Source organism: Roseovarius conchicola (assembly GCF_041403425.1).
Taxonomy (GTDB): Bacteria; Pseudomonadota; Alphaproteobacteria; order Rhodobacterales; family Rhodobacteraceae; genus Roseovarius; species Roseovarius conchicola.
Map to the genome: position 1 here is coordinate 598,364 of NZ_JBGEHK010000002.1, position 17,747 is coordinate 616,110.

13 protein-coding genes are annotated in these 17,747 nt (G+C 60.8%); 7 read left to right on the top strand and 6 right to left on the bottom strand.

Annotated features, from left to right (window positions below; all coding sequences use genetic code 11):
• Window positions 1-11: 11 nt before the first annotated feature.
• Genes V6N02_RS08770 through V6N02_RS08780 form a run of 3 tightly spaced genes read left to right on the top strand, consistent with a single transcriptional unit; the run spans window position 12 to window position 2,263 of the window.
• Complete coding sequence (locus V6N02_RS08770) at window positions 12-437, top strand: RidA family protein (RefSeq protein WP_371225158.1); 426 nt, start codon at window positions 12-14, stop codon at window positions 435-437.
• Window positions 434-1,114 (top strand): DUF1028 domain-containing protein, encoded by a 681-nt coding sequence (locus V6N02_RS08775; RefSeq protein ID WP_371225159.1) that lies wholly within the window; start codon window positions 434-436, stop codon window positions 1,112-1,114. The genes V6N02_RS08770 and V6N02_RS08775 overlap by 4 nt, the downstream gene beginning before the upstream one ends.
• Before the next feature lie 12 nt (window positions 1,115-1,126).
• Window positions 1,127-2,263, top strand: coding sequence for an aromatic ring-hydroxylating oxygenase subunit alpha (locus V6N02_RS08780; RefSeq protein ID WP_371225160.1), 1,137 nt, complete (start codon window positions 1,127-1,129; stop codon window positions 2,261-2,263).
• 93 nt (window positions 2,264-2,356) lie between these two features.
• Here V6N02_RS08780 and arfB read toward each other — a convergent pair whose 3' ends face one another.
• The 5 genes from arfB to V6N02_RS08805 form a co-directional block, all read right to left on the bottom strand.
• Window positions 2,357-2,779, bottom strand: a complete 423-nt coding sequence (arfB, locus tag V6N02_RS08785; RefSeq protein ID WP_371225161.1) for an alternative ribosome rescue aminoacyl-tRNA hydrolase ArfB — start codon at window positions 2,777-2,779, stop codon at window positions 2,357-2,359.
• 239 nt (window positions 2,780-3,018) lie between these two features.
• A complete protein-coding gene (locus V6N02_RS08790; protein ID WP_371225162.1) occupies window positions 3,019-3,642 on the bottom strand; it encodes a queuosine precursor transporter in 624 nt (207 codons plus the stop codon).
• A gap of 96 nt (window positions 3,643-3,738) precedes the next feature.
• Window positions 3,739-4,674 (bottom strand): penicillin-insensitive murein endopeptidase, encoded by a 936-nt coding sequence (mepA, locus tag V6N02_RS08795; protein ID WP_371225163.1) that lies wholly within the window; start codon window positions 4,672-4,674, stop codon window positions 3,739-3,741.
• Complete coding sequence (locus V6N02_RS08800) at window positions 4,659-6,041, bottom strand: MFS transporter (protein ID WP_371225164.1); 1,383 nt, start codon at window positions 6,039-6,041, stop codon at window positions 4,659-4,661. The genes mepA and V6N02_RS08800 overlap by 16 nt, the downstream gene beginning before the upstream one ends.
• A gap of 52 nt (window positions 6,042-6,093) precedes the next feature.
• Window positions 6,094-6,630: an acyl-CoA thioesterase gene (locus tag V6N02_RS08805; protein ID WP_371225165.1), complete on the bottom strand. Its 537-nt coding sequence runs from the start codon at window positions 6,628-6,630 to the stop codon at window positions 6,094-6,096.
• A 126-nt stretch (window positions 6,631-6,756) separates the two neighbouring features.
• Between V6N02_RS08805 and V6N02_RS08810 the strand changes: the two genes are divergently transcribed.
• The 3 genes from V6N02_RS08810 (at window position 6,757) to yaaA (ending at window position 9,966) form a co-directional block, all read left to right on the top strand.
• Entirely contained in the window at window positions 6,757-7,044 is a 288-nt protein-coding gene (locus V6N02_RS08810; protein WP_371225166.1) for a YggT family protein, read from the top strand.
• An 81-nt stretch (window positions 7,045-7,125) separates the two neighbouring features.
• Window positions 7,126-9,165, top strand: coding sequence for a DNA helicase RecQ (recQ, locus tag V6N02_RS08815; RefSeq protein WP_371225167.1), 2,040 nt, complete (start codon window positions 7,126-7,128; stop codon window positions 9,163-9,165).
• Window positions 9,166-9,201: 36 nt separating this feature from the next.
• Complete coding sequence (gene yaaA / locus V6N02_RS08820; RefSeq protein WP_371225169.1) at window positions 9,202-9,966, top strand: peroxide stress protein YaaA; 765 nt, start codon at window positions 9,202-9,204, stop codon at window positions 9,964-9,966.
• Here the strand turns inward: yaaA and V6N02_RS08825 are convergent.
• Complete coding sequence (locus V6N02_RS08825) at window positions 9,951-12,176, bottom strand: response regulator (protein ID WP_371225170.1); 2,226 nt, start codon at window positions 12,174-12,176, stop codon at window positions 9,951-9,953. The two genes, yaaA and V6N02_RS08825, sit on opposite strands and share 16 nt — an antisense overlap.
• A gap of 141 nt (window positions 12,177-12,317) precedes the next feature.
• Here V6N02_RS08825 and V6N02_RS08830 point away from each other — a divergent pair, with 141 nt between their 5' ends.
• Window positions 12,318-17,744, top strand: a complete 5,427-nt coding sequence (locus V6N02_RS08830; protein ID WP_371225171.1) for an alpha-2-macroglobulin family protein — start codon at window positions 12,318-12,320, stop codon at window positions 17,742-17,744.
• Window positions 17,745-17,747: the final 3 nt, after the last annotated feature.

The window sequence follows — 17,747 nt, forward strand, 5'->3', positions numbered from 1 at the left end:
AGGCGCAATCTATGGCCCACACCCGAATTCGTAAATTCAATACGTCTGACACCTACCCGGAACAAAACCTCGACAACGATCTTTGCCAGGCTGTCGTCACCCGGGGCGGCAAGACCGTCTGGCTGCGCGGCCAATGCCCGCAGAACCTCGACGATGCGGTCAATATCGACAGCCACGACCCGGTCGAGCAGACCCACAAGGTGATGCAGAACATCCGCCAGCTGATCGAAGAGGCCGGCGGGCAGATGGAGCATCTGGTCAAGGTCGTCGTCTACATCACCGACGTGCGCCACCGCGAGGCGGTCTACCGGACGATGGGCGAATATATCAAAGGGGTTTACCCGGTCTCGACCGGCCTTGTGGTGCAGGCGCTGGCCCGTCCTGAATGGCTGGTGGAAATCGACGGCACGGCGGTGATCCCGGAGGATGCGCCATGACGTTCTCCGTCACAGGCCGCTGTGCGCGGACCGGGCAACTGGGCGTGGCCATCACCACCTCGTCGATCGCGGTGGGGAGCCGTTGTCCGTGGGTCAAAGCGGGCGTCGGGGCTGTTGCCACGCAGAACGTGACCATGCCGTCGATTGGCAATGATGTGCTGGACTGGATCGGCGGCGGGGATAGTGCCCAACAGGCCTTGGATGCGGTGATGGAGCGCGAACGGTTCCCCGATTACCGGCAGGTCGCCGTGGTCGATCACAACGGCAACACGGCCATATTCTCTGGCGGGAATTCCCTTGGCATCCATGCGCAGGCCGTTGGCGACGGCGTTATTTCGGCAGGCAACCTGCTGGCGTCCGATCGATTGCCGCAAGTGGTTGTGAACAGGTTCGAAGCGACCGCCGATCTGACCTTGCCCGAGCGCCTTTTGGGTGCGCTTGAGGCGGGTTTGAACGAGGGCGGGGGCGAGGCGGGGCCTGTGCATTCCGCCTGTCTGCTGGTCGCAGGAGAAACATCCTGGCCGCTGGTCGACTTGCGCGTCGACTGGTCCGAGGATTGCCCCGTTGCCGCCCTGCGTGCGCTTTGGACAACCTATGAACCCCAAATGGACGATTATATCGCCCGTGCCCTCAACCCCGAGGTCGCCCCAAGTTACGGGGTGCCCGGCGACGAATAGAAGGTTTTGCCCATGTCTTCGATTGATCAGATGCGCAGCACTTTGCAAGAGCTGGCCAATCTGCCCGGTGACCGCCCTTTTGGACTACCGGGTACATTCTACACCTCTCCGGCCTATTTCGATTGGGAATGCGCCAATGTGCTGCGCGATGGCTGGCATTGCCTTGGCCGCGCGGATGAGGTTGCCGAGCCGGGTGATTTCTTTACCCTGCAATTGCTGAACGAGTCGCTGATCGTGGTGCGGGGCGACGATGGAGAGGTGCGCGTTCTCTCGAATGTGTGCCGCCACCGGGGCATGCCGCTGGCCGAAGGGTCGGGCAATATCAAACGGTTCATCTGTTCCTATCATGCCTGGGCTTATGGCCGCGATGGCGCGTTGCTGCGCGCGCCGCGGATGGAGAATGCAGGTTTTGATGCCGCGTCTTGCCGGTTGAACAGTTTCCCGGTGCAGGTCTGGCGCGGGTTCATTTATGCCTCGCTGTCGGCTACGGCCGCGCCGTTCGGGGCCGAGGCGCAGGCGCTGGACGACATGCTGGCCCCTTATGAGACCGAGACATTCCGCCTTGTGCATTCCGCGTCAGAGCTGTGGAACACCAATTGGAAATGTCTGGTTGAGAACTTCATGGAAGGCTATCACCTATCGGTCGTGCACCCCAAAACACTGCACGGCTACACTCCTACCGGGCTGGCCAAGAAATCCGTCTCGGGGCCGGGCTTTACCAGCTACAACGCCAATTATCCGCAGGATATCCCGTCACGCGGGGCCGGAGCGGTGGGGTTGAGCGAGGACGAACGCCAACGCTCCTCCCTGTTTGCGCGCTTTCCCAATCAGGTGGCCAGCCAAGCGGCCAGCCTTCTGGTGTCTTTGTACATCTTCCCACGCAATGCCGATCAGATTGAGGTGAAATGGACCATGTCGGTTTACGGTGATGATCTGGATGACGAGACGATTGCGCAGCGAATTGCCCTTTGGGAAGACGTGAATCGCGAGGACCGTGAAAAGCTGGAGCGGATGCAGGTGTCACTCCATTCGGCCCATGCGCAATCCGGTCCTTTGGCGGGGGAGGATTATGAAGGCACAGTGCGTGATTTCCTGCTGTGGCTGGCGCATCGAGACCGCGAACTGGAAGATGGGTTGAGCGTAGCATGATCTGAGTGAGTGCCATCCGGCACGCAGATTTTTGAATGAGGGGCGCTGCCCCTCAAACTCCCCGGGATATTTTTAGCCAGAAGAAGCCGGATGTTAGTCTTGGTTGTCAATCTTGCCGCGCAGGGCTTTAACCTCGCCGCGGACCTTTTTGGCTTTCAGGCGCCGTTTCTTGGACCCTAACGTCGGGCGCGTGGGTATGCGGCGTTTGGGTTTTTCAGTGGCTTTGCGGATCAAATCAGCCAAGCGGTCGCGGGCAATATCGCGGTTGCGCGCCTGACTGCGGGTTTCGTCGCATTGGATCACCAACGCGCCCTCCTTTGTCCAGCGACGTCCGGCAAGGCGGCGCAGGCGGTTTTTGACCGGTTCGGGCAGGTTGGGGCTGCGCGCCGCTTCAAAGCGCAGCTCGACCGCCGAACTGACCTTGTTCACATTCTGCCCGCCGGGGCCGGAGGCGCGCATGAAGTGCTCGGTCAGTTCCCAGTCCTCAACGGTGATTTGATCGGTGATACGCAGCATGACCTGTCCAATTCAAAAGGGCCGCCCTTGTCGGTGCGGCCCTCTAGAAGTTTGCGGAGGTGGGCCGGTTAGGCGCACCAATTCGAGTGGGTCTTCACGCCCAGGGTCTGCCCTAGACGGTGCCCTCCCGAACTGTTCCGACACCTCGCTCCAATACCTCTAATGACACTGGACCACCTCCTTTCGATTGTTGAACTCAATCGAAGCTTGCCACAGATTTCGGATTTGTCAAAACAAAATCATGTGGTGCGGCGGGTCAGTGACCCCACGATGATGCGGAAGGGCACAAGAGCGAGCAGCGCCAGTGACAGTTTCACCATCCAATCCGCAACGGCCAGAGACACCCAAAGCGGGGCCATGGGCCCGACGCCCAGAAGGGGAAGAACCTCGCCCGCCCAGCTGACATCGTTGCCCGGTTCCAGCCAGATCAGTGCGCTTGAGAAGGCGATGGTGAAGAACAGCGCCGTGTCGATGGTACTGCCGACGATCGAGGATACCACCGGCGCGCGCCACCAAGTGCCATCACGCAGGCGGTTGAAGATCGAAATGTCGATCAGTTGCGCGGTCAGGAAGGCGATCCCCGATCCGATGGCAATGCGCAAGGTGACCAGCGGGCCGTATTCGCCCGTGATCTGTGTGCCAATGAAGGAACAGATCACGCCCACGACAAAGCCAACCAACACCACGCCGCGCGCGGCCTCACGGCCATAAACGCGATTCATGATATCGGTGACCAGAAAGGCCAGCGGATAGGTGAACGCACCCCATGTCAGCCATTGGCCGAACAGGAATTGCACGAGGATGTTGGAGGCCACGACGATGGCCGCCATGGCGATCACGCCAGGAAAGATATTGGTTTTCATTAACGTAGCCCGTTTTTTAAGCAAGGTTGCGGCGACTTGCCCCCATCGGGGGAATTGCCTGCTCCTAAAGGCTGGCCCTTACCTTTGCAAGGGCGTTCAGGGACTTTGCAGCACCGTCACGCATTGCCCGGGCAAATCTTTCATCGTCAACTCGCGCCGTGGTTTTGGCGCGGGCGCGTTGGGATCGGGCGGCGGCGGATTGAGGATGTTATCCACCCATTGCTGCGCATCGGCGCATCCGTCACCTGCGGGGGGCGGATCCTGATTGATGCAGCCGCTGGCTCCGGCCGGACAATTCAGGCGGACATGAAAGTGATAGTGATGGCCCCACCATGGGCGCACCTTGCGCAGCCACGAGCGATCCCCCTTCTCATCATTGCACATCTTCACCTTGGCACCCGGAAAGACGAAAATCCGGGCCGTGCGGGAGTCCTTGGCCGCGGCCTTGATGATCTCGTGATGCTGACGGGTCCAGTTGCTGTTGGTATAGGCGCCTTTGCCGCGGCGCATCGAGATGGACGAGATGCTTTCGCGCTCGGTCCGGGTCAGGTTTAGCCTTTGGGGCGGCAGCATCCAGATATCGATATCCATGCCACTCTGATGGCTGCGATGCCCGGTCAGCATCGGACCACCGCGCGGCTGGCTCATGTCGCCAATGTAAAGCCCGGCCCAACCGGGTTGAGAGGCGGCGAATTTCGATAGTTTCTTGACGTAATCAATCGTGGTGGGGTGCGCCCAATTGCGATTGCGGCTGAGGCGCATGGCCTGCCATGTGGGGCCGGTTTCGGCCAGTTGCTGGGCGCCCGCGATACAGCCCTTGGAATAGCCGCCAAATGGCTGCGCGGCCTGGCTTGAACCGGTGCTTTTCGCGCCAAACAGCTGCTTGGCCTGCACACCTTGCATCGAGGCGGGCACGCTTTGCGAGGAAATCGTGGCCCTTGGCGCGGCGGCAGTCGTCTTTCGCTCGGGAGCCGAGCCGACGCAACTAGCCAACACCATGGTCAGGAAAATCAGGGTTAACGTACGGCCCATGTCTCTTTATCCCCTTCCGCTTTGACCCAGAGTAACAGGACCAAGCCAATGAGGAAAAGCACAATTACCGGTGAAATGCCTAGCCGCGCGCTTCCGCTCATGGTGGTGACTGTCCCGATCAGGGCCGGGGCCATGAACGCCGTGGCACGCCCGGACAGGCCATAAAGCCCAAAGCTTTCGGTTGGGGCCGACGGGTCGGTGTGGCGCACCATCAGGGATCGGCTGGCTGCCTGAAGAACACCACCCAGACCTCCGATCAGTACGCCACAGCCGAAGAAAATCGTGTCGGGCAGGGTGGAGCCTTCGGCCAGCGGTATGCCGAATAACTGCTCGCGATCCATGCTGACGATAGTGGAGCACACAGCGATTAGTCCAAGGATTGAGCAGATGATGACAGGCTTGGGTCCGAATGCGCGGTCAAGCCGCCCACCGACCCAGGAAAACACCGCCGCTGCGACCGCGCCGACGATGCCGAATATCCCGATCGAGGCCAACTCCCAGTTGAGCACCAGCCGCGCGTAGGTGCCGCCGAAGCCATAGAGCCCGTTCAGCGCATCGCGATAGAACATCGACGAACCCAGATAGACGCTGAGGCTGATACGATTTTTTAAGTTTGTGATGGAGCGTCCCAGAAGGCGCAGGGCATCACCCATGCCGCGGCCTTGTCGTTTGGGGCCGATATCGCTGACCCAGCGAAAGTAGGGGACCATGAAAATGATCAACCAAAGCGCCGTGAACGGGCCGACAAAGCGGGTGCCCTCTTTCGTTTCGGCGTCAAAAAGGCCCAGCCCCGGATCCAGTCCGATCAGGGTCTTGCCGCTGGGCTGTTCCACAAAGAGCAGCAACATGATGAACAGCGAAACGACACCACCGATGTAGCCAAAGGCAAAACCCGAGCCGGAAATCGCGCCGACATCTTTGTCATCCCCCAGCGAAGGGAGTTGCGAATTCACGAAGATCAATGCGTACTCTGCGCCAATAAAGCCGAACCCAAAGGCGACAAGCGCCCACCAGAGGTTCGACCCGTCCGGATTGGTCCACCACAGCCCCGAGGCCCCAATCACGGCCATCACCGTGAAGAGAACGATATAGGGTTTTCGCCGCCCGGCCGTATCGGCCAGCGCCCCAAGAAACGGCGCACCAAGCCCGATGATCAGGCCGGTGATTGTCAGGCACCAAGACCACATGCTCTGGGCGCGCGCGTCCGCCGCGTCTTCTCCCAACCCCGAGGCCATGAAGTAATCGGCGGCGACCCCGGCGAAGAAAGGGGCGAAGATGAAGGTGACCAGCAACGTGTGATAGGGCTGGCTGGCCCAGTCAAAGAAATACCAGCCCCAGATGCGTTTGCGCGGCGAAATGTCGGCCATATGTGTCCCCCTGTTCGGTCGGATATGACAGGGCTTTTCACATGCAGGCAAGTCAATCCTGCATTGGCGGCCAGGGGCGCCGGTCTTCCGAGGCGATCCAGCTGGCGACCCATGCGGGCATCACAGGGGTATCAGTGTCGGCCCCCAATGCTTCCAGCACTTTGATCGGGGGAACGATCCCGTCTTTGCCGGTGACCGCCGAACGATAAAGGATGTGATTGGCGCACTCGCCGTTCTTCTTCCACATGGATTGTTCGAGATACATGAACCTGTCATCCCAGCACAGTGCGCGCGAGCGCATCTCGATCCTCTCAAACGCGCGTACCCGGCGACGATAGCGCACCGATGCCCCCGCCATGGTCAGCCCCCAGCGATTCTTTTGCAACGCGCTCACCAGCCCGACACGCCGGGCCAGCGGAATACGGCCCAGGTCAAACAGCGTCAGGGTGCGCCCGTTGTTCAACTCCATCCACAGATCGATATCCCATGGCAGGCAATAATGATGCGACACATGCATGCCGGTCAGCGGCAACGGCGCCGAGTTGCGGTGTTTGAACAGCTGCCAGAGCATGCGGACAACAGGGTACATTGACGGTCTCCTTTTGTTGGGACATTGACCAAGGGGGCAGGCACGTCAACTACGACCCGGCGTCAATGCTTGCGCTTGGGCGCGGTTGCGCCTACCTGTTGGGCAATCTGATCAAAGGAACGCAGCATGTTGGCAATCTATGGACCGCTCGATCTGATCCTGAGCGTCGTCTACTTCGTGATGATCATCCACATCATCATGAGCTGGCTTATCAATTTCCAGGTGCTGAACCTGCATCAGCAGTTTGTCGCGCAGGTCTGGTATGGTCTGAACCGACTGCTGGAGCCAATCTATCAGCCCATCCGCCGAGTCCTTCCAGATACGCGGCCGCTCGACCTGGCCCCTCTGGTTGCGCTGCTGATAGTGATCTCGTTGCGGGCCTATATCCTGCCGGTGATTTTCGGGTTCGCTTAAGCGCCTTCGGGGTCTTGTTTACGTCTCACTAATATGAAAATGTTTATCCAAGAGCAGATAAACAAACCGTAACAGGACCCCATGACAGGCGCTGCCACGCTGCTGAAAGACGTGTTCGGATTCGATGCCTTTCGCCCTGGGCAGGAAGAGATCGTATCGGCCGTCACGCAAGGTCAGAACGTGCTGGCCATTATGCCGACGGGAGGTGGTAAATCCCTTTGTTTTCAATTGCCTGCCTTGATGCGCGAGGGGGTCACAGTGGTGATCTCGCCGCTGATCGCCCTGATGCGGGATCAGGTGCGCGGCCTGCGCGCCGTCGGGGTCGAAGCAGGCGCGCTGACCTCGGGCAATACCGATGAGGAAACCGAGGCGGTTTGGCAGGCGCTGGATGCGGGGCGTCTGAAACTTCTCTACATCGCCCCGGAACGCCTTGCCGCCGGATCGGCCATGGGCATGTTGCGCCGCATTGGGGTCAGTATGATTGCGGTTGATGAGGCGCATTGCGTCTCGCAATGGGGCCATGATTTCCGCCCGGATTATCTGCGTATTGGCGAGCTGCGCCGCGCGCTGAACGTACCATTGGCCGCGTTCACCGCCACGGCGGATGCGGAGACCCGCGACGAGATTGTTGAGAAACTGTTTGATGGCGAGCCGCCGCAAAGCTTCCTGCGCGGGTTTGATCGGCCCAATATCCATTTGGCCTTTGCCGCCAAGGACAGTCCGCGCCGCCAGATTCTTGACTTTGCTGCTCCACGCAAGGGGCAGTCAGGTATCGTTTACTGCGGGACCCGTGCCAAGACCGAGACCCTCGCGGGTGCCTTGCGCGAAGCGGGGCACAATGCCTGCCATTATCACGGCGGGATGGAGGCCGAGGAACGTCGCATCGTCGAGACGCGGTTCAGTGCCGAGGACGGTCTGGTCGTTGTGGCCACGGTGGCCTTCGGGATGGGCGTGGACAAGCCCGATATCCGCTGGGTGGCCCATGCTGACCTGCCCAAATCCATCGAATCCTACTATCAGGAGATTGGCCGCGCGGGCCGGGATGGCGCGCCAGCCGAAACGCTGACCCTGTTTGGCGCCGATGATATCCGCCTGCGCCGTGCCCAGATTGACGAAGGGCTGGCCCCGCCTGAACGGCGCATGGCAGATCATGCGCGGCTGAATGCCTTGCTGGGTCTGGCCGAGGCGTTGGAGTGCCGGCGTAAAACTTTGCTGGGGTATTTCGGGGAAGAGGCGGAGGCGTGCAACCATTGCGATCTCTGCGCCACCCCGCCCGAGTGTTTTGACGGCACCGAAGCGGTGCGCAAGGCGCTGTCGGCTATCCTGCGCACGGGTGAATGGTTCGGCACCGGGCATCTGATCGACGTGTTGATGGGCCATGAAACCGAGAAAGTGCTGGCGCGGGGCCATCAGGACTTGCCCACCTTCGGGGTCGGTCGCGACACCGATAAGCGCGGTTGGCAGGGTGTATTCCGCCAGATGATGGGGCATGATCTGATCCGCCCTGATCCTGAACGCCACGGTGGCTTGCGCATGACCGATGCGGCCCTGCCGATCCTGCGGGGCGAGGCTGATATCACCCTGCGGCGCGACACATTGGTGAGCAAAACGCGTCAGCCTGCGGTCAAGGCGCTGGTTTCAGATGAGGATGCGCCGCTGCTCTCGGCGCTCAAGGCGCAGCGCCGCGCGCTGGCCGAGGCCGCCAAGGTGCCCGCCTATATCGTGTTCAACGACCGCACCCTGATTGAAATGGCCGAACAACGCCCCGCCAGCCTTGATGGCATGGCCGCGATCACGGGGGTCGGGGCGAAAAAACTGGATCGCTATGGCGATGCGTTTCTGGCGGTGATCAACGGGGCCGCCGAGGCCGTGCATCCCACACGGCGCAAACTGGCGGGCCGCGCGGCGGGCACTGTTTATGATCAGCTGTTGCAGGTGCAGGCCGATCTGTCGCGCGGGGATTGCGGGACGCAAAAACCGCTCAGCTGTTCGGCGTCACTTTTGGCCAAGGTCGCCTCACACCGCCCGCGTGACGCGGGCGAGATGGAGCGCCTTCTGGGCGACAAACGGGCGCAGCGATTTGGCCCCGCATTTCTGGACGTTCTGGCCGAAGCGGACTAGATCGTCACAGAGGCAATTCTTAAGGGGCAAGGCGCGATGCTAGTAGTGGTTTCACCGGCAAAGAAACTGGACATGGATGCGGTGGACGGGGTTACCCCAAGCGCGCCGGATTTTCTGGCCGAGGCGGATGAGCTGGCCGGCGTGGCCCGCGATCTATCGGTCGCAGACTTGCAGAAATTGATGCATATCAGCGAACCGCTGGCGAAACTGAATGCCGAGCGATTTGAGAATTTCGGCTCGATGGAGCAGAAACCCGCTGCACTGGCCTTTGCGGGGGACACCTATCAGGGGCTGGAAGCCAGTTCACTGGACGGCGATGAAATGGCATGGGCGCAGGATCATCTGCGTATCCTGTCAGGGCTGTATGGGGTGCTCCGCCCGCTTGATGCCATTCAGCCCTATCGTCTGGAAATGGGCAGCCGTCTGAAAACCCCGCGCGGCAAGTCGCTGTATGAGTATTGGGGCAACCAGATTTCCGAGGCGCTGAATGCGCAAGGGCAGGCGGTGAAAACCGACATTCTGGTCAATTGCGCCAGCCAGGAATATTTCGGTGCAGTGGCCCCGGACGCTCTGGACCTGCGGGTGATCACCCCGGTGTTCATGGAGATGAAGGCAGGCACACCCAAGATCGTCAGTTTCTATGCCAAGAAGGCGCGTGGCGCGATGGCGCGCTATATCATTCAGCATCGTTTGACAGATGTTGAGGCGCTGAAAGAGTTTGACACTGGCGGTTACAGGTATCAGCCGAACATGTCCGAGGGCGACAGGCTGGTGTTCCTTCGGGATCAGGTGGCGGACTGATCCTCGCCCAAAGGGTGGCGCAGGCCGTCTTGCCAAACCTTAACCACTTCTTTGATGATCAGGGCCTTTTTCAATGGTTTGGTCAGATAGGTGTCGACCCCGGCGGATAAAATGCTGTCCTCGTCGCCATCCATCGCGTGGGCGGTCATGGCGATCACCGGCACGCGCGTGCCGGATGTCGCCTCAAGCTCGCGGATTTTGCGGGTCGCTTCTTTACCATCCATTTCGGGCATGGAGATATCGGTAAAGACGATGTCGGGCGCGAAGGACTGGTAAAGATCAACTGCCTCAATCCCGTTTTCGGCAAACTTCAGGTCGATATCGAGGGCTTTGACCATTTTCGAAAACACCAGCCGGTTGGTCTTGTTGTCCTCCGCCGCCAACACTCGGATCGGTCGGTTGACGGGAATGTCGGATGTTTTTGCTTCGGCCTCGGGCAGGGGGTCGCTGGCTGCCTCGGCCAGGACCGTTTTGGTATCCTGTTCAGGTTTTTCCAGGCTGTCCAGCGCCTTGAACAACTCGCGCCGTGGCACGGGCTTTTGCAACACCGCATGCAGATGCCGATGGGCCGGGTCCTGCGCGGCTGACCCCGTGTTGTGGCTGAGCAGGATGACAGCGGCGGGGTGGCCTTTCTCATGCATGGCTTCGGCGAGTTCCAATCCGTCCATCCCGGGCATGTTATGGTCGGTCAGCACCAGATCGACGCTATCATCAAGCTTTGCCAGAGCGTCAGCCCCAGAGGTGCAGATGGTGGCGCTGACCCCCATCACCTTCAGTTGTTTTTCGATAATGGCGCTATTGGCCTCAAGCGGGTCCACAACCAAAGCCGTGTCGATATGAGCGGGTTTACGAGGGTATTCCGGTTCGACCTCTTCGGCGACGGGCAAGGGCAGGGAAATCCCGAAAGACGATCCCTCGCCCTCTTCGGAATCCACCCAGATTTCACCGTCCATGATACGGATCAGTTTAAGCGAAATAGCCAGGCCAAGGCCGGTGCCCTCGTATTTGCGGTTCTGCTCATCATCGACCTGGTTAAACTCGCCAAAGATATGGTCGACCTTGTCTGCGGGGATGCCGATGCCGGTATCCTCGATGGTGATATGCACGCGGGCCTCGGCCCCGTCCTGAGAGGGCACACCGACAACCCGGATCAGCACATGGCCGCTTTCAGTGAATTTGACCGCGTTGCCCATCAGGTTGGTAATAATCTGCCGGATGCGCCCGCGATCGCCGTTGAACATGGTGGGCAGGAACATGTCGTAGTCCACCAGCAGCTCCAACCCCTTGTCACGTGCGGTGGGTTGCATCAGCATAATCAACTCGTGAATGGTGCGCTCCAGATCGAAGGGATCGGAAAGCAGCACCAGCTTTTCCGCCTCGATCTTGGAGTAGTCCAGCACATCGTTGATAATCACCAACAATGCCTCGCCCGAGTTCTTGATCGTTTCGGCATAAAGCAATTGTTCGTCGTCAAGTTCGGTGTCTTTCAGAAGGTCAGCCATGCCCACGACACCGTTCATCGGCGTGCGGATTTCGTGACTCATGTTGGCCAGGAAGGATGATTTTGCCCGGCTGGCCGCCTCGGCCTTGCGGCGGGCCTCTTTCAGGCGTTCTTCATAGCGAACTGTATCCGTGATGTTCATGGCCAGGCTGACCACGTCACCGCCATGCCCGCGTTGATCGAAAAACTTGATATAGGCACCGTTCCAGAGGCGCACCACCTCGGGTTCGGGATTAGGGCTCTGCCAGCGGTCCAGCATCTTTTCGCGCCATTCCGCCGGGGACAGATCACCAATGTCCACGATCCCTTCCTCGGTGGCGAATTGCAGCAACTCGACATAGCTGATGCCGGGTTGGACAGCCTCAAGCCCGTCAAAAACGCTGAGCCAGGCGTCATTGCCCGCGATCATGCGGCTGTCGGAATCAAAAAACGCGAACCCGTCCTGGATCGTCTCAATCGAATGCCACAGGCGACGTTCCAGCAGTTCGACCTTTTCGTTCGCTTCGTTGAGGTCGGATTTCACCCGCTCATTTTCGTCGCGGACGTTTTTAACCTCGGCGCGGGTTTCGACGATTTCATGGGACAGCTGTTGGGCATGTTTGCCCAGTTTGCGGTTCGCGGCGTGCAGTTCGGCCTGCTTTTGTTCAAGCAAGCGTTCGGCCGCCAGACGCGACCGTCGTTCTTCCGATAGTTTATTGGCAAGGCTCATGCCCGACCTCCGACGCACCAATTTGCTGATCCCTGCCTACAATCCGCGATTGTGGTGAACAGAGCCTTAAGCAAAGCCGGGGAATCGTTGCCACTTCTTGGGGGCCATGGCACGATGCCGCCATAGACAAGGGAGGGTTCCATGCTCCGTCATTTGATTTCGTGCCTTTTTATCATCGTTTTCGCGGCTCAGGCCGTGGCCGACAGCCCTGTGCCGGACCGTCGACAGGTTGTCACCAAGGATGTGGATTTCTACGGTGCCGATTTGCAATCGCTGTTCGATACCACCCGGACCGCCTGTGAAAACGCCTGTTTCGGCAACCCTGATTGCAAGGCCTATACGTTCAACACGAAATCAAATGCCTGCTTCCCGAAATCCGATGTGACCGAGCGGCAACCCTATGATGGCGCGATTTCGGCGATCATGCTGCCCACGGACCCCACTGTTCTGGCCAATGCCGATCAGCGCCGGGGTGAACTGAGCTTTCTGTCGGATGGGGATATGCGCGCAGCTACCAGTCTGGCGCGTGATATTGGCCGCCGTCATCCGGGCGGGCAATGGGACATGCCCTTCATGCTGGACGCTGCACAGGAGCGCATAGCGCAAGAGGATTACATCAACGCCATGCGCTGGACCGGCGCGATTGTGGCCGAGACAGATGCCCCTGACCAATGGGCGGAATATGCCCGCCTGTCCCTGCTGATCAAGACGGACGACAATTCGGCCAAGCGTCGCTATCAGGCGCAGGGCCTGCAAGGCTCGGTGAATGCCTATCTGCGCGGTCAAAACGATCCGGCGCGGATGAATGCGCTGATGATCATGGCCGATGCGCTGGAGCGCAACGGGCGGGGCCGTGACATGGTGCGCGCCCTGCGCCTGGCCGAGACGATCCAGCCGCGTCAGGATGTGCTGGCTGCGCTGGACAGTGCGATTGCAAAATATGGTTTCCGCATCACAGACCACCGCGCCGACAATGAAACCGCAGCGCCACGCATCTGCGCCGAGTTTTCCGAACCGCTGATCAAGGCGGGGCAAGACTATACGCCTTTCGTGCGCCTGCCCGATGCCGGGATGGTGGTGCAGGCCGATGGCGGGCAGATCTGCATCGACGGGGCTCAGCATGGCCAGCGTTACACGGTGACCTTCCGCGAAGGCTTGCCCGCGGCCAGTGGCGAGACCCTGATCAAGGATGTGGACCTGACGGTCTATGTGCGGGATCGCTCGCCTTCGGTCAGTTTCCCGGGTCGCGCCTATGTGTTGCCCCGTGCCGCCGATGCGGCCCTGCCGATTGAGACGGTCAATCTGGACGCGGTTGAATTGCACCTGCGGCGGGTCAGTGACCGCAACCTGATGCGCGCCATTCAGGAGGATTTCTTTGGCCGTCCCCTCAGCGAATATCAAAGCCGCGAATTCACCAATGAGATCGCCGAGGATGTCTGGAGCGGAGTGGGCGAGGTTGGCAACGAGTTGAACCAGACCATGACAACCCGTTTGCCTCTGGGCGAGGTTCTGGCCGGGCAGGAACCCGGCGTTTACGCCCTGACCGCGCGGATCGAAGGGGTCGAGCTTTATGATGATCCCGGTGCGACGCAGTGGTTTGTGCTGAGTGATCTGGGTCTGACCACGCTGAAAGGCACCGATGGGTTGCATGTCTTTGTGCGGGGTCTTGGCGATGCGGCGACGATGGAGGGCGTCAAGCTAACCCTTCTGTCCCGTTCCAACCGTGAATTGGGCACGCTGACCACCGATGCCGATGGCCACGCCCTGTTTGCGCCCGGCCTGACCCGTGGCACGGGGGCGGCTGCCCCGGCGCTGGTTCTGGCCGAGGCGGGCGAGAATGACATGGCGTTCCTTTCACTGACCGATCCGGCCTTTGATCTGTCGGATCGCGGCGTTGAGGGACGTCCGGCGGCCCCGCCGATTGATGTGTTCCTGGCGACAGATCGCGGCGCCTACCGTGCGGGCGAGGTGATCCATGCCACGGCACTGGCCCGTGATGGTGTGGCCAAGGCCATTCCCGGCCTGCCGCTGACCGCGATCCTGATGCGCCCCGATGGCGTGGAATATGCCCGTCATCTTTCGGGCGAGGACAAGGCAGGCGGGCATGTGTTTGACCTGCCTATCGGGGCAACCGCCCCGCGCGGCACGTGGACCTTGCAGATCAAGGCGGATGTGGATGCGCCTGCTTTGGTCAGTCGTCAGTTGCTGATCGAAGATTTCCTGCCCGAGCGGATTGATTTCGATCTGTCGCTGCCAGAGGGCGATATCCGTCCCGGTGACACCACGCCTTTGACCGTCGATGCGCGCTATCTGTTTGGCGCACCCGGCGCGGGCCTGAAGGTGGAAGGCACCGCCAAGCTGCGCGCCCGCAACGCGCTGGAGGGCTTCCCCGGCTATCGTTTCGGGCGGCATGACGTCTATGTTTCCAGCCCCACATCCTATCTGGCGGGCGGCACAACGGATGATGCAGGTCAATTGATCCTGCAGGCCGAATTGCCCAAGGCCGACCAAACCGACCGCCCCTATGAGGCGGAATTCACCATCCGCGTCAACGAAGGCTCTGGCCGCCCGGTCGAACGCCGCATGACCCGGATGCTAGCCCCCGATGGCCCGCTGATCGGCATCAAACCGGGCTTTGATGGCGTTGTGCCCGAGGGCAGCGATGCGGAGTTCCAGGTGATCTCTTTGGGGGTCGATCTGACGCCGACGCCGATGCAGGTTCGCTGGACCGTGAACCGCGTTGAAACCCGCTATCAGTGGTATCAGCAATACGGCAATTGGGAGTGGGAGCCGATCACCACCCGCAAACGCGTGGCCACAGGGGACGCCAGCTTAGGCGACGGGCCTTTGGCCGTATCCGCCCCGGTTGAGTGGGGCAATTACGAGCTGCTGGTCGAACGTCTGGATGGGCCTTACATGGCCGCCTCGCGTCAGTTCTATGCCGGGTGGTACGCGCCCGCCGATGCGTCCAGCACGCCGGATACGCTTGAGCTGTCACTGGATAAACCCGGCTATGTGTCTGGTGAGACGGCGAACCTGCGCATCGTGCCGCGCTATGCGGGCACCGCTTTGATCACCGTGATGTCCAATCAGGTGATCGACATGCAAGCGGTCGAGGTCAGCGAAGGGGAAAACCTGATCCCATTGAGTGTGACGGATGAGTGGGGCGCAGGTGCCTATGTCACCGCACAGGTGATCCGGCCCATGGACGTGTCGGCAGGGCAGAACCCGGCGCGCGCGCTCGGCCTGTCCTACGCCAAGATTGACCCAGGCGACAAACAGCTGAGCGTCAGCATCGACGCGCCTGATCTGTCCTCGCCACGCGGCGCATTGGAGCCCGCCGTGATCGTGGAGGGTCTGGCCGAAGGTGAGACCGGATATGTTACCCTGGCCGCCGTCGATCTGGGCATCCTGAACCTGACGGGTTTTGACAGCCCCGATCCGTCGGGCCACTACTTTGGTCAACGCCGCCTCGGTGTGGAAATCCGCGACCTTTACGGGCGGCTGATCAATGGCATGAACGGTGCCCAAGGACAGGTCCGGTCTGGCGGCGATGCAGGCAACGGACTGGAACGCCAGTCGCCACCCCCCACCGAAGAATTGGTTGCCTTCTTCTCGGGGCCTGTGATTGTCGGTGCAGACGGGCAGGCGCGGGCCAGCTTTGATATTCCCGACTTCAACGGCACCGTGCGGCTGATGGCCGTGGCTTGGTCTGACGGGGCTGTGGGTCAGGCCGAACGCGACGTGATCGTGCGCGATCCTGTTGTGGTGACCGCCAGCCTGCCACGGTTCCTCGCGCCGGGTGATGAAAGTCAGCTTTTGCTTGAGATCATCCATGCCGAAGGCCCCACGGGTCGGATGGGTCTGGATGTAGTGGCCGATGGCGTGACGCTTTCGGGCAACATCCCCTCGGGGTTGGAACTCGGCGCGCAAGAGAAGGCGGTTCTGAGACTGCCGGTGACGGCGGGCGACGTGGGCGATCACTCCATTCGCGTGGCGCTGACCACGCCGGATGGCAAGCAACTGACCAAGGATCTGACGCTGGGTGTGCGCTCCAACGATCCCTCCATTTCGGCCACGCGGCGCTTGTCGCTGGCGGCGGGCGATACGTTCACCTTGGACAACAACGTCTTTGCCGGCTTGCGGGAGGGATCGGGCACCGCGCTGGTCTCGGCCGGGCCATTGTCGAAACTGAACGCACCGCAATTGCTGTCAGCACTGGATCGCTACCCTTATGGCTGCACCGAACAGGTGACCTCACAGGCCATGCCGCTGCTTTACTTCAATCAGGTGGCGCAGGCGTTGGGCATGGGCAACGCAGATCAGGTTGAAAAACGCATTGATCAGGCGATTGCACGGGTTCTGACGCGGCAATCCAGCAATGGGGGCTTTGGCCTTTGGCGTGCCAGTTCGGGTGATTTTTGGCTGGATGCCTATGTGGGCGATTTCCTGTCCCGCGCCCGTGAGAAGGGCCATGCCGTGCCTGATCAGGCGTTCGCCATGGCAATGGACAACCTGCGCAACCGGGTGAATTACGCGCCAGACTTCGACAAGGGCGGCGAAGACATCGCCTATGCCCTGATGGTGCTGGCCCGCGAAGGCGCGGCGCGGATGGGTGATCTGCGCTATTTCGCGGATGTGAAGGCCGAGGCCTTTGCCACCCCACTGGCTGCGGCCCAACTGGGCGCCGCACTGGCCGCCTATGGCGATCAGACCCGCGCAGATCGGATGTTTGCGCAGGCGATGCGGGTGATGGCCGCCGAGACCAATCTTGAAACCGCCCTGTGGCGGGCCGATTACGGCACAAGGTTGCGGGATCGTGCAGGGGTGTTGGCGCTTGCGGTCGAGGCCGGCAGTACCGCAGTCAATGCCGATGCGCTCACCAACACGCTCAGCACCCCCGGCCCCTATATGTCCACGCAGGAGCAATCCTGGACCTTGCTGGCCACGGCCGCGCTGATTAGCGATCCATCGGTCGCCGGGCTGACCCTGAATGGCGAGGCGGTGGCCGGACCCTTTGTGCGCAAGTTCGATGCGCTTGACCTAGCGCCGCAAGAGATCCGCAATACGGCAACGACCGAGACGGATATCACCCTGACCACCATCGGTGTGCCTGAGGTACCCGAACCCGCCGGCGGTTATGGCTACAGCATTTCGCGCAGCTATTACGATATGGATGGCAATGTCGTGGACCTGTCCAGTGTGACCACCGGCACCCGTCTGGTGGTGGTTCTGACGGTCAACTCGTTCGAGAAGGGCGAGGCGCGGCTGATGATTGACGATCCTCTGCCTGCGGGGCTTGAGATCGACAATCCGAACCTGCTGCGCTCGACCAATATCCGCGGACTCGATTGGCTGCAGTCAATCTCGGCGCGCCATACCGAATTCCGCTCGGACCGGTTTTTGGCAGCGGTCGACTGGCGTTCGGATCAGGGGTTTGACCTGGCCTATATCGTGCGCGCGGTGTCGCCGGGCAGCTATCACCACCCGGCTGCGATTGTGGAGGATATGTACCGCCCCAGCTATCGCGCGTGGACAGATACCGGGCAGATGCAAGTGACCGAGTAAACC